General features: G+C 62.1%; 15 protein-coding genes. 10 read left to right on the forward strand and 5 right to left on the reverse strand.

Going from position 1 to position 12,714, the window contains the following annotated elements:
- Nucleotides 1-7: 7 nt before the first annotated feature.
- Nucleotides 8-907 (reverse strand): DUF2797 domain-containing protein, encoded by a 900-nt coding sequence (locus NT131_02450; GenBank protein MCX6650504.1) that lies wholly within the window; start codon nt 905-907, stop codon nt 8-10.
- 138 nt (nt 908-1,045) lie between these two features.
- Between NT131_02450 and NT131_02455 the strand changes: the two genes are divergently transcribed.
- Complete coding sequence (locus NT131_02455) at nt 1,046-1,312, forward strand: hypothetical protein (protein MCX6650505.1); 267 nt, start codon at nt 1,046-1,048, stop codon at nt 1,310-1,312.
- A gap of 114 nt (nt 1,313-1,426) precedes the next feature.
- On the opposite strand, the gene NT131_02460 is transcribed toward NT131_02455, so the two are convergent.
- Nucleotides 1,427-2,074: an RNA 2'-phosphotransferase gene (locus tag NT131_02460; protein MCX6650506.1), complete on the reverse strand. Its 648-nt coding sequence runs from the start codon at nt 2,072-2,074 to the stop codon at nt 1,427-1,429.
- Between the two features lie 29 nt (nt 2,075-2,103).
- The gene (folD, locus tag NT131_02465) at nt 2,104-3,009 is read right to left on the reverse strand and encodes a bifunctional methylenetetrahydrofolate dehydrogenase/methenyltetrahydrofolate cyclohydrolase FolD (protein MCX6650507.1); all 906 of its coding nucleotides are present in this window, start codon (nt 3,007-3,009) and stop codon (nt 2,104-2,106) included.
- A gap of 102 nt (nt 3,010-3,111) precedes the next feature.
- Here folD and NT131_02470 point away from each other — a divergent pair, with 102 nt between their 5' ends.
- Complete coding sequence (locus NT131_02470; protein MCX6650508.1) at nt 3,112-4,785, forward strand: formate--tetrahydrofolate ligase; 1,674 nt, start codon at nt 3,112-3,114, stop codon at nt 4,783-4,785.
- Here the strand turns inward: NT131_02470 and NT131_02475 are convergent.
- Both NT131_02475 and NT131_02480 read right to left on the reverse strand, forming a co-directional pair.
- A complete protein-coding gene (locus tag NT131_02475) occupies nt 4,769-5,368 on the reverse strand; it encodes a DUF3786 domain-containing protein (GenBank protein MCX6650509.1) in 600 nt (199 codons plus the stop codon). The genes NT131_02470 and NT131_02475 overlap by 17 nt on opposite strands.
- On the reverse strand, nt 5,358-6,191 hold the full coding sequence (locus tag NT131_02480) for a polysaccharide deacetylase family protein (protein MCX6650510.1): 834 nt from the start codon (nt 6,189-6,191) through the stop codon (nt 5,358-5,360). Before NT131_02480 ends, NT131_02475 begins: the two co-directional genes overlap by 11 nt.
- A gap of 161 nt (nt 6,192-6,352) precedes the next feature.
- Here NT131_02480 and NT131_02485 point away from each other — a divergent pair, with 161 nt between their 5' ends.
- The 8 genes from NT131_02485 (at nt 6,353) to NT131_02520 (ending at nt 12,713) form a co-directional block, all read left to right on the forward strand.
- The gene (locus tag NT131_02485) at nt 6,353-7,537 is read left to right on the forward strand and encodes an FAD-dependent oxidoreductase (GenBank protein ID MCX6650511.1); all 1,185 of its coding nucleotides are present in this window, start codon (nt 6,353-6,355) and stop codon (nt 7,535-7,537) included.
- Complete coding sequence (locus tag NT131_02490; GenBank protein MCX6650512.1) at nt 7,530-8,846, forward strand: 4Fe-4S binding protein; 1,317 nt, start codon at nt 7,530-7,532, stop codon at nt 8,844-8,846. Before NT131_02485 ends, NT131_02490 begins: the two co-directional genes overlap by 8 nt.
- Nucleotides 8,843-9,220 (forward strand): hydrogenase iron-sulfur subunit, encoded by a 378-nt coding sequence (locus tag NT131_02495; protein MCX6650513.1) that lies wholly within the window; start codon nt 8,843-8,845, stop codon nt 9,218-9,220. Before NT131_02490 ends, NT131_02495 begins: the two co-directional genes overlap by 4 nt.
- Entirely contained in the window at nt 9,217-9,909 is a 693-nt protein-coding gene (locus tag NT131_02500) for a methylenetetrahydrofolate reductase C-terminal domain-containing protein (protein ID MCX6650514.1), read from the forward strand. Before NT131_02495 ends, NT131_02500 begins: the two co-directional genes overlap by 4 nt.
- On the forward strand, nt 9,906-10,808 hold the full coding sequence (locus NT131_02505) for a methylenetetrahydrofolate reductase (protein ID MCX6650515.1): 903 nt from the start codon (nt 9,906-9,908) through the stop codon (nt 10,806-10,808). Before NT131_02500 ends, NT131_02505 begins: the two co-directional genes overlap by 4 nt.
- 77 nt (nt 10,809-10,885) lie before the next feature.
- Entirely contained in the window at nt 10,886-11,116 is a 231-nt protein-coding gene (locus tag NT131_02510; GenBank protein ID MCX6650516.1) for a sulfurtransferase TusA family protein, read from the forward strand.
- Nucleotides 11,117-11,120: 4 nt separating this feature from the next.
- Nucleotides 11,121-11,540: a DsrE/DsrF/DrsH-like family protein gene (locus NT131_02515; protein MCX6650517.1), complete on the forward strand. Its 420-nt coding sequence runs from the start codon at nt 11,121-11,123 to the stop codon at nt 11,538-11,540.
- A gap of 9 nt (nt 11,541-11,549) precedes the next feature.
- Nucleotides 11,550-12,713: a cysteine desulfurase family protein gene (locus NT131_02520; GenBank protein MCX6650518.1), complete on the forward strand. Its 1,164-nt coding sequence runs from the start codon at nt 11,550-11,552 to the stop codon at nt 12,711-12,713.
- Nucleotide 12,714 lies beyond the last annotated feature (1 nt).

The following is a 12,714-nucleotide window of genomic DNA, read 5'->3' on the forward strand; positions in this document are numbered from 1 at the left end:
CATAATCTTAGCATTTATTATTGTTTCCCTGCTTCAGCATCAAGAAGCGGGACGGCACCGAGGCCATGTCCAGCAATTGGACGCTCCCGTCCCGCAAGCGGTAGAACAGGAACTTGCCCTTGCATCCGAGCACCTCGCCGCGATGGCGGCCAGGAACGTCGGCGAACTGCGCCTTGGACAGGTCCGCGTTGAGCAGCGGATATTGGTCCAGCATCTCCACGGGCGAAGGGTCCGTCGGGACGTCCGCTAGTGAGGACAACGACCTTTCCAGCATCTTCTGGTAGGCCTCCCGGTCGACCTGGCGCCCTTGCAGCTTGAGGAAGGTGGTCTTCCTCACCCATTGGGTAGCCTTCAGGGCTTTGGACAAGGCGTTCTCCGCCCTGCGCGCCTCCAGGCGGTTCAGGTACGTACCCAGGCGGGCGATGGCGTCCGCGCCCTGCTCTATGCCCCTCTCCCGGAAACGGGACGACAGGGTCATGCCCACCTTGATCATGTCGCCGTAGAAGGCCGCGTAGACGTGATGCTGCAGGGCGCAGATGTTCCCTCCCTTCCCGCAGGGCATGTCGTGGACGCCGTCGCACTCCGGTTCGAACACGCAGCTCTGCCTGGGTATCCAGGAAGAGGCGCACTGCGGGCACTGGTCGTGCGGTCCGGAGACTATCTGGCGCAGCATGCACGGCTGATAGCCATCGTCGGCGAACGAGCCCACGCAGCGGCGCTCCGGGGACACCATGAGGTCCAGGCGGTCGCCCGGCAGGAAGCGAAGCGGATTATCCTTCACGCATTTCTCCTTAAGATCGAAGACCGTCAGCCCGGGCTGGAAGCCGTCCCAGTCCCAGGAGAGGACGTGGCTGGAATAGGCCATCAACCCTTTGCGCCGCAGGATCTCGTCGGCGGTCTCGAACACGTAACTTCAACCGAACATCTGAGATTAATAGCTATGTCGCAACGCTCTGGAAGTGCTGAAAAAGGTCGGCCCAAGAGGTATCAATATCGAGGCCAATCCAATAATTCTTTTATACCAGTTATCCTGTTCACATAGCTAATGCTCAGCGTGATAAGTGTAGTGACCACATCCGCAGCAAGCAGCGCCATCTCCATAACCACCGCCATCGGCATTGGCGTGGGCGGCGCGCTCATAGCGATACTGCTGATCATACTGCTCTCCTCCCGTGAGCTGATATCCGCTTCCAGCAAGAGCTCGAAGAAGGTCCTGGCGACCCTCGACGCGGCCATCGTCCCGCTCCTGGTGGTCTTCTCCCTGACCATCGTGTTCCAGGTGCTGGAGATCGTCGGCACCATCTGCGTTTAGGCAGGTTTCTTCACCATTTTATTATCTTGATCCCAACGGCGGACCCGCTCGATCATCAATAAGATAAAATTGAAAACGATGCCGGCCGGTCGCCCAATCCTTCACTGAAAGATATCAGAGGGTCTCTTCCTCTTCCTTCTTGGACAGGAACTCCGGCGGGATCTTGTGGGTCAGGAATACCGTCTTCCCCGCCTGGGAGATGACGTTCCCGGCCTTGATGGCTGCGTCGGCGTCGATCTCCAGTATGATGGGGGCGTCCACCCTCACCTTACCGGCGGTGAAGGCGTCCTGGTAGGTCTTGGACAGGTGCACCATCTTGCGGTCCGAGGGCCTCAGGCCGGTCTCGAGGATGATGTCCGCCTCCTCCGGGGTGGCTGGATAGTACAAATGATCGGGTATGTTCTCCGTGGGCAGCTTGAGATCCAGCTCGATGGAGTGGCCGTAGGTCGCTCTCATGAGATCGTTGCTGATCTGGTACCGACCCTTGGGGTCGGTCTCGATGATGGCGATGACGTGATGCGGTCTCAGCCAATGGTAGCGGCGGTTGTTGTCCCGCAGGGCGTTTATGAACTCCCGGATGTTGACGAAGCCCTGGTCGTCCATACTCAGCCCGAAGCGCTCCGGGAAGTGGCGCAGCACACCGGCCATGGTCCTTCCCAGCTGCTCGAGCTCCTGCTCGCTCATCAGGAACTTTCCAGGCTCTCCGCATATCGGGCAGGTCTCCCCGCGATAGTATCCGTGCTCACCGCATTCCCTTAACATAACGTCCCCTCGAACATACAAAGTTGGACTTAAACTTTAGGCTGCTGCGTTCTTTCCAGAGCCCTTTCCGCCGCTAGCACGGTGTTGTGCATGAGCATGACTATGGTCATGGGCCCCACTCCCCCGGGCACCGGGGTGATGGCCGCGGCCTTCTCTTTCACCGCCTCGAAGTCCACGTCCCCTACGAAACGGTAGCCTTTGGAGAAGCTCTGGTCGTCGATCCGGTTCGAACCGACGTCGATGACCACCGCTCCCTCCTTCACCATGTCGGCCTTGATGAAGTTGGCCTTTCCGATAGCGGATATCAGGATGTCCGCCTGGGAGGTGATCCCCTTCAGGTCCTTGGTGTGCGAATGGCAGACCGTGACCGTGGCGTCGGCCCCCTCGCCCTTCTGCATGAGTATGGCGGCCATAGGCTTTCCTACGATGTTGCTGCGGCCCACGATGACCACGTGCTTGCCCGCCGTGTGATAACCGTAACTGTTCAGCATCACCTGGATGCCGTGCGGGGTGGCCGGAAGGAAACCGTCGCCCTCGCCGATGAGCATCTTGCCCACGTTCACTGGATGGAAGGCGTCCACGTCCTTGTCCGGATCGATGGCCTGGACCACCTTGCTGACGTCGATGTGCCCGGGCACCGGCATCTGCACCAGTATGCCATTGACCTGGGGATCGACGTTCAGCTCAGCGATGAGGCGCAGTAGTTCCTTCTCGGAAAGGTCCGCCGGTTTGTGTAGAGTCAGCGAATGCAGCCCCAGGTCCAGGCAGGCCTTGCCCTTCATCCTCACGTAGGAGGCGGAGGCCGGGTCGTCGCCCACCATTATGACCGCCAGTCCCGGGGTCACCCCTTTTTTCTGCAGCTCGGCGATCCTGACGGTCAGGTCCTTCCTTATCTGGTCCGCGACCTGCTTTCCCTCGATTAACTTGGCACCCATTTCCAGCCCGGCTCTTGATGGATAGCCGGATTAATAATGATTGCCGGCCGGGGTGAAAATGCTTTATCCTTTGGCTGGATATCCGAAGCACCAAGGTGGCGCATGAAGAGCAACATCGAGATCGCCCAGGAGGCCAAGGTCCTTCCCATCGATAAGATCGCGGCCAAGCTGGACATATCCTCAGACGAGATCATTCCGTACGGTCGGTACATGGCCAAGGTCCCATTGGCCGTCCTTCGCCGCTTCGACGGCCATAAGAACGGCAAGCTCATCCTCACCACCGCCATAACCCCCACTCCGGCCGGCGAGGGGAAGACCGTCACCACCATCGGGTTGGTGCAGGCATTGGGGTATCAAGGGCGTGATGTCATGGGAGCCATACGCGAGCCGTCCATCGGCCCTACGTTCGGTCTCAAGGGCGGCGCGACCGGCGGAGGCCTCTCCCAGGTCTACCCCATGTGGGACATCGACCTGCACTTCACCGGCGACATCCACGCCGTGGGCGCGGCGCACAACCTTCTCTCGGCGATACTAGAGAACCATATCGCCAAGGGCAACAAGCTGAACATCGACCCGACGCGCATCTTCCTGAAGAAGGCCATCGACATGAACTGCCGCGAGCTGCGCAACATCGTCGTCGGTCTCGGGGGCCGCAAGGAAGGGGGCGTGCCGCACGAGAGCGGCTTCATTATTACGGTTGCCTCAGAGATCAGCGCCATACTGGCGCTCACCACCTCCTTGAAGGACCTCAAGGAGCGGCTCGGCCGCATCATCGTCGGCTATACCAATGACAACCGCCCGGTGGAGGCCCGGGAGCTGGAGTGCGTGGGGGCCATGGCCACCCTGCTCAAGGATGCCATAAACCCCAACCTAGTGCAGACGCTGGAGGGACAGCCCTTCTTCATACACGGGTCCCCGTTCGCCAACATCGCCCACGGTAACAGTTCCATCATCGCCACCAAGTACGCTCTCAAGCTATCGGACTACGTGGTCACGGAGGCCGGTTTCGGCGCCGACCTGGGGGCAGAGAAGTTCTTCGACATCGTCTGCCGCAACAACGGCTTCCGGCCCGACTGCGTGGTGCTGGTCTGCTCCATCAAGGCCCTGAAGATGCATGGCGGCTGCCCCCTGAAGGCCATCGGCTGCGAGGACCTGAAGACCTTGAAGGCCGGCTTCCCCAACCTGGACAAGCACATCGAGAACATACACCGTTTCGGCCTTCCGTTGGTCGTGGCCATCAACCACTTCCAGGCCGACACCGAGGCGGAGATCGCCGCCGTCCGGGAGCACTGCCGGGAGCTCGGTGTCCGCTGCGCCCTCTCCGACGTTTTCGCCCGGGGAGGGGAAGGCGGGCAGGAGCTGGCCGACCAGGTCGTGGATGCCTTGGAAACGGAGAAGACCGATTTCCGCTTCCTTTACGAGCTGGACCAACCGCTGAAGGAGAAGATCAGGATAATCGCCACCGAGATGTACGGGGCCAAGCACGTGGAGTACGAGACCGCGGCCCAAAGGCACCTCAAGACCATCGAGGACTCCGGGATGGGGAACCTGATGGTCTGCATGGCCAAGACGCAGTTCTCGCTCACAGACAAGCCGGAGATGAAGGGCGCCCCCCGGGACTGGGAACTGACGGTCAGGGAGATATTCGTCTCCGCTGGCGCCGGTTTCGTGGTCCCCATATGCGGGCGCATCATGCTCATCCCCGGACTACCGTCGCAGCCTGCGGCCAAGAACATAGACATCGACGACGAGGGCAAGATCACCGGTCTGTACTGACCAGCATATTGGCCAGGTCGATCCCGACCTCGGCCAGGTCCTCCGACGGCAGGGTGGCCGTCCCGCCCTTATCGAAAAGAAGGTTGGCTCCCGGAGGAACCTCGCCGTCACCCCGCCAGATGACCACGGCCAACCTCAGCCGGGGGAAGGCCTCGAACGACGCCGCGGCGTCGCCCATGGCCAAAGGTCGGCCGCCTAGGCTCCGTCCTCTGCTCAGCAGATCCTTCGGCTCGTTCCCAAAGCGAACGGCCAGCGGAAATAGCGCCCTCTCCCGGAAAGCGGCGGCAAAAGGTCGAGCGTCCGCCAACTGGTCGAAGGAAATCCATCCGTCGTCCCTCTTCCATCCCAGGCATCCTTTGAGGTGGTGCAGAGCGATGAGGCCCCAGGGGCTGGCCAGCTCTGGTGAGGTCATCACTATGCGGTCCCTCAGGTCCACCGAGGTCTCCCCGGCGAAGGTCCTCAGCCACAGTTCGTCGCCCTTCAGCTCCGCTCCGGAACAACGGGCCAGGTCCCTCGACGGTATCCCCTCCAAGGCGGCCCAGGCCAGGGCGACCGCTTGCCGGTAGGCGGGATTACAGGTCATTCCAGCTCCGTAGATAATCGGCCAGGCGCACGAAGTGCGCTCCCGATCCCTGCGCGTGCTCGATGAGCCGACGTAGTCCCTCCAACCCACGGTCCGCCTCCTCTTTGGTCCTGATACCGGCGCAGTAGCTCTCCAATGGATGCCAGGAGTGCGTGGCCACCACTAAAAGGCCGTCCTCGAACTCGTTCAGCAGTTCCAGATAATCTTCGATGGGGCGCTTGCCCTCGTGGAAGGGCCAAAGGTAGGAAACGATCCTCTTGCCCCTATGGTCCATGGTCCAGCAGACCGGCGCCTCCGGCAGGCCATTTTCCCTCCGATAAGGCTGAACGACACCATCTTCCAAGCGGACGGTCTCCGACGAATCATAGAGATAATTCTTTTCGGCTAGCTCTTGGAGCAGCGGACCGCTGGTCCTTTGATAGGGGGCGCGAAAACCTTTCTTTTGTTGGCCGAACACCTTGTTTAGCGCGGCCTCCGCCCGGTCCAGCACGTCCCGGACCTGTTCCCGGTCCAGAACGACCCCCGTCTCCTTCCCGGAGAAGTCCTCGTGGTCGTAGCCGTGCAGGGCCACCTCGTGCCCCTTCATCAGCGAGGACAGGTCAAGGTCTCGAGACATTACCTCGGCGCTCCTTCCCTCCCAGAAGAACGTGCCCTTTACCTCGGTGTCCCGGAACAGCTCCACAAGGCGTTCCAGGCCGCGGGCGGAGGAGGTGAAGCGCGGAGTATTCTTCCCATCCATTTCCTTGGATACGGAACAGGACTGCCCCTGGCAGGCCAGATTGACGTCCCGGTCCACGTCCACGGTGAAGGCCACGGCGCGCACGGAGGTATATCCCGCCCCGGTGACTTAAGAAGTGCGGTCCCTCGCAAAACATTTTAATATCTGGCTTATGGTGGCAAATCTATAATGGAGCTGACACGCGGACCGTCTCGCAGCGCCGATCTGGCATCGCGTCCATCCCTTATCGACCGGGAGGGCGCCTGATGGCCAAGGTCATCGTCGTCGGCGGCGGACCGGCCGGGCTGGCATGCGCCGCGGAACTGGCAAAGAAGGGCGTCAGCTGCACTATCCTGGAGAAGGGGGAAAGGCTGGGAGGGCGGTCGAACGAGCTCTCCTGCAAAGGCCAGGTCCATTGCCGCCAATGCGACGTGTGCCGGGTCCACCGCCTGCGGGACCAGGTCCTGGGCCATGGATCGGTCAGCGTCCTCACCGGCGTGGAGCTGGAACAGGTGGAGCGTAGCAACGGCCGCTACCGCTTCGACCTGATCCGTCCGACGGAGGCCATCGACGCCGGAAGGTGCTCCCGCTGCGGCAAGTGCGTGGAGGTCTGCCCCACCGGGGCCATGACCAAGGTCGCCGGCAAGATAAGGCTGGAGCGGGGAAGATGCCGTTCCATCCAGGGGCTGGAATGCGAAAGGTGCGTCAGCGTGTGCCCTGTTGCGGCCATCGACCTCTTCGGCGAGGAGCATCTGAACGTCTGCGGCGAGGCGGTGGTGGTGGCGACCGGTAGCTCCACATTCTCGGCGAAAGAGGACCGCCGGCTGGGATACGGTGAGGTCCCTGGCGTCATCACCTCCCTGGAGCTGGAAGCGCTCCTCGAAGGCCGAGGGCCACTAAATGGCGGGAACCGCCCCAAGATAGCGTTCCTGCTGTGTGTCGGCTCCCGGACCTGCCGCGCCGGCACCGCCATCTGCTCGTCCGTATGCTGCCAGTACTCATTGCGGCAGGCCCTTAGCCTGAAGGAGAAGCTTCCCCAGGCGAGCATAAGCATGTTCATCATGGATTGGCGGGGGATGAGGGAGGACGATCCGTTATTGACCGAACTGAGGGGGACCGACATCCAAGTGATCCGTTCCCGTCCGGCGGAGATAGGCGACGAAGGGGGGCGGCCGAACGTCAGATACGCGGCCGACGGACAGGTGTTCTCCACCACCTTCGACCTGGCGGTGCTGGCCGTAGGCCTGCTCCCCAATCTAAAGGACGAGCTCGCGGACCAACTGTCCATTCCCCGCAACACCCAGGGATTCCTCGACGACGGTAATTGCCAGGACCGGAACATTTTCCTGGCCGGGAGCTGCACCGGGCCGAAGGACATCAAGCGCTGCGTAGCGGAAGGAATCCTGGCGGCCAGCAAGGCCGCGGAACGCATGGAGGGCGAAGATGGCTGAACCTCTCAAGGCCACACTTTTCATATGCCGGGCGCACGGGGCGAACCCCAAGGCCCTCAGGACGCTCTTGAAGGACCCCCGCGTGGCCCATTCTGAGCTCATGCTGTCCTGCTGCTCCCCGGAAGGCCAGGTCCAGATCGCCCTGCATCTCAAAGCGGGGACCACCCAGGCGCTGGTTATCGCCGGTTGCTCCTCCGAGCATCAGGGCAAATATCAGGACCTGGCCAGATTCGCCGGTGTACCCGTCACCCGCGTAGCGATGGTGCCGGCCTCGGCCTGCCGGAGCCCGGCCATGACCGACATGATGCTGTCCAAGGTGCTGGACCCCCGAGAGGCCTCGGTAGCCCCGGAAAGGACCAGCCAGGGGTTGTTGATCGTAGGCGAGGGCGCTTCGGCCGAAGAGGCCGTTCTGCAGGCCACGGCGGAAGGGATGAACTGTCAGAGGATGACCCCGTCAGAACTGCTGGCCGAGGGGAACCGCCTGCTCGGCGGCCCCGGCAACTTCGTTCTGGAACGCGGGGAGGAGCTCCACAGCTTCGGAGCGGTCCTGTTGGCCCTGGACCAGCAGGTGGAAGTGCAGAGAGAACGCCTGAACGAAGGCACCGGGACCGTCGTTCTGCTTCTAGGCGGCGAGGAATGCCAGGAAGCCTTCCGCGCCGAGATGGCGAGGGCAGAGGGCGCGAAGGTCTATGTGATCGCGCAGGAGACGCCGTTCCCTGGCACTGGCGAGCTGCTCTACGCCGAGCTTCAAGGCAACGGGGTCACCTTCCTCCGCGCAGCCCAGGCCGAGGTCCGGTCGGACGGGGTGCTAGTACGCGACGAGCATCTCGGAGAACACGTTCTACTGCCGGTGGGAAAGGTCACCGTCATCCGTTCCCAGAGGCCGTCGGAGGCCGGTCCGCTCCTGAAGATGTTCGGACTGCCAGAGCGACGTAAGGTCGAAGAGACGGAGCCTGGTCAGAGCGGCATGCCGGGGATATATCTGGCGGGATCAGCCTACACCGAGTTCGCCGGGCTTGACCCGGGACTGGCCGCCCGGTCCACGGTCATATCATTAGCCTCTGAGCTGAGAATGGGACAGAGGCAGATACCTCTGGCTAGGGTTGACCCGGAAAAGTGCTCACTGTGCCTCACCTGCCTGAAAATATGCCCCTACCAGGCGCCCTATATCACCGATGAGAAGATGGCGATATCTCTGCAGAGGTGCCAGGGGTGCGGAATATGTCTGTCCATGTGCCCCAGCCGGGCCATCGATATGCCTCCAGCTGACCTGCGCCACGCCACCCGGACGGGAGGTGTCCCGAAATGATCGTCTGCTACTGCTGTTCCAGGTCAGGCCTGCCGGCCGCCCTCCAGGCCTTGGAGGCCGGAGGGATGGACGACGTGTTAATCAAGGAGGTCCCCTGCACCGCTTCGGTGGAAGGGGCCGAAGCGATCCGCGAGTTCAGGCAGGGGGCCCAGGGCGTGCTGTTCGTCGGTTGCCTGCTGGAGAACTGCGCCCACCATCATGGCAGCGAGGTGGCGGCCCGAAGGGCCATCTCCCTCGAGAGGACCGTGGCCGAGGCCGGGCTCGGAAAGGGCAGGGTGGCCATGGTGCACCTGGCCGAGCATCAGTCCGACCGGTTCAGGAAGGCGGTGGAGGACATGAGGGCCATAACTAAGGATGCGGAGGGGAAAGCTTGATAATCGCCGAAAGGAAGCCGCTGACCGAGGTCATAGGGATGCTGGATGGAACGAAGGAGATCACCGTCCTCGGGTGCCGCTCCTGCACCGCTATCTGTCTCGCTGGAGGGGAGAAGGAGGTCAACGAGCTGACCGAGGCGCTCTCTTTGCACTCGGAACTGAAGAGAAAAGGCTGGACGGTACGCTCCGTCACCGTGGAACGGGCCTGCGAGAAGGAGTTCCTCTCTCCCCTGGAAAAGCGGGAGGGCACCGTGGTCAGCCTGGCCTGCGGCGTCGGCGCCCAGGTGGCGCAGGCGATGTTCCCGTCCTTGCGTGTCGTGCCCGGGGTGGACACCTCCAACATGGGCGCCCCGGAGGGCCTGGGCGTCTTCATGGAGAAGTGCGCCGGCTGCGGCGACTGCATCCTGCACCTTACGGCGGGGATTTGTCCCATCGCCCGCTGTGCCAAGAGCTTGCTCAACGGTCCCTGCGGCGGCAGCCAGAACGGCAAATGCGAGGTGTCCCCGGACACCCCCTGCGCCTGGGACCAGATCGTGCAGGCGCAAATGGCCCAGAGCAGGGCCGACCTACTGGACGTGATAATTCCTCCCAAGGACTGGCGCCCCAGCCGGCACGGCGGGCCAAGGCGAATCGTGAACCTGGAGGCCGCCCCCGGTGAGGTCCAGAAAGGATGGAGGGGTGAGGAATGAGCGTCAGCCTCCTACAGTCGACGCTCGACGGCGGCAAGTTCGTGGTCACCATGGAGATCGGCCCGCCCAAGTCCTGCGAGCCGGAACACCTGCGCAAGATGGCCCGAGAGCTCCGGGGCTGCGCCCACGCCTTCAACCTCACGGACAACCAGGCGGCCAACGTGCACATGTCCAGCTTGGCCTCCTCCTTGATATGTATGCAGGAAGGCCTGGAGCCGGTCATGCAGATGACCTGCCGGGACCGCAACCGCATCGCCATGCAGAGCGAGGTCATCGGGGCCAGCGCCCTGGGCATAAGGAACGTGCTGTGCCTGAGCGGCGACCACCAGGTCTTCGGGGGGCAGCTCCAGGCCAAGAACGTCTACGACGTCGACCCGCTGCAGCAGCTAATGATCTTCCGCCGCATGCGGGACGAGGGCAGGAACTGGTCCGGGGAAGCGCTCCCGCAGCCCCCGCAGCTGTTCCTCGGCGCGGCGGCCAACCCCTTCGCCGATCCCTTCGAGTTCCGCGTGACCCGCCTGGCCAAGAAGGTCAATGCCGGGGCGCAGTTCGTACAGACCCAGTGCGTCCTGGACCTGGAGAGGTTCAAGAGGTTCATGGAATTGGTCCGGGAGCGCGGGCTGCAGGAGAAGGTGCACATCATCGCCGGCGTCATCCCGCTGCGCTCGCACAAGGCGGCGCTGTTCATGAAGGACAAGGTGGCCGGAATGAGCGTCCCCGATTTCGTCGTGGACCGCCTGCGCAACGCCGCGGACCCCAAGGAGGAAGGCATCCGGCTCTGTCTGGAAACGATCGAGCAGCTGAGGTGCATGGACGGGGTGCACGGCGTGCACATCACCGCCATCGCCTGGGAGGAGATCGTGCCCCGCCTGGTCCGCGAGGCCGGTCTGATGCCGTAATCACCCCTTCCCCCTTCTCGCGCCTTCGCAGTAAGCATTATTAACAGTCAGCGACCAATCATTACCGGGAGTTAACGATGGTAGAGTTGAACGTCGATTGTTCAGGGAAGAATTGCCCGGTCCCCCTCATCGAAATGAGGAAGGCCATCAGGAAGGCGTCCAAGGGCGACGTGGTGGTGATCACCGGCGACCATCCCGCCTCCAAGAAGGAGATACCCATGGCCGTGGGATCTTTAGGCCAGGAGCTGGTGGACGTCAAGGAGACGGGGGACAAGTGGACCATCCGCATCCGCAAGGTGAAGGATTGATGATATGACAGAGAAGGCCACCATAATCGTGCACAGCGGAGAACTGGACAAGATCTACAGCGCCCTCATAATCGGTACCGGTTCGCTCTCTATGGGCATAGAGGTGTCGCTCTACTTCACCTTCTGGGGGCTGCAGCGCCTGAAGAAGGGCGGATTGGACAAAGGGGCGCTATCCAAAATGAACATGCTCGGCCTGGGGCGGTGGATGGTCAAGAAGCGCATGAAGGCCGCTGGGGTCGAGGAACTATACAAACTTATGAGCGACTTCCGCGAGCTCGGGGGGAAGATAATCGCCTGCGAGATGACCATGGAGGTCATGGGGATATCGCGCTCTGACCTGCGCGAGGACCTTATCGACGAGTACGGAGCGATCGGGACGTACGTGAACGAGGCCAAAGGCTCGCAGATAACACTGTTCATCTGAGGTGCTAAGTTGCCGATATACATGGACAATGCCGCCGCCACCCGCCTGGACGAGAGGGTGCTGGATGCCATGCGCCCCTATTTCCTGGACTCTTACGCCGTGGCCACCTCCGAGTTCGGCTACTCCATGGGCCTGGAGGCCAGGGAGACGTTGACGGAGGCCAGGCAGAAGCTGTCACAGACCCTCGGCGTCAAGGATCACGAGCTGATATTCACCTCTGGGGACACCGAGTCCAGCAACATGGCGCTGAAAGGGGTCGCATTATCTTTGAGTAAAAAGAAGGGAAAGCACATCTTGGTCAACGCCATCGAGGACTTCCCAGTGCTCAATTCGGCGAAGGCCCTGGAGAGACGGGGGTACAAGGTCACATTGCTGCCGGTGGACACGGACGGAGTGCTGGACCTGGAGGCCTTGAAGTCCTCCCTGACCAAGGAGACCATACTTCTCTCGGTGCAACAGGCCAATCAGGAGATCGGCACACTGCAGGACCTCAAGGCCGTCGGCGAGATAGCGCACGATAAGGACGTGCTATTCCACACCGACGCCACCCACGCCTACACCCGGGTGCCGACGGACTACGGGCGGTTACCTGTAGATATGGTGACCATCAGCGCCCACACCATTCACGGTCCCAAGGGGGTGGGCGGGCTGCTGGTGAAGGAGGGGACGCCCCTCTCCAAATGGATGGACGGCGGATTCCAGGAGAACAACCTGAGGGCCGGACTAGAGAACATACCCGGCATCGTAGGCTTCGCCAAGGCCGTGGAGCTGGTCACCGAGGAGGAGAACGAACGCCTGCGGCAGATCAGGGACACGCTGATCGACCGTCTACTGACCGAGGTGGAGGACACCACCCTCAACGGGCATCGCAGCCAACGCGTCCCACAGAACGCCAACATAACCTACCACTATGTGGAGGGCGAGTCGATAACCTTGCACCTGGACATGAGGGGGATAATGGTGTCCACCGGCTCCGCCTGCTTCAGCCGCTCGCTGGAGGCCAGCCACGTCATCATGGGCATCGGTGGGGACCATGAGCGGGCCCACGGTTCCATACGCTATTCGCTGGGACGGTTCAACCGCCTGGAGGAGACCGGGGAGGTCGTGGAGGCCATGAAGGACATCGTGAAGAGGCTGAGGGAGATCAGCCCTTTAAAGAGAGGAGGTAAGTGAC

Source organism: Methanomassiliicoccales archaeon (assembly GCA_026394395.1).
GTDB lineage: Archaea > Thermoplasmatota > Thermoplasmata > Methanomassiliicoccales > UBA472 > UBA472.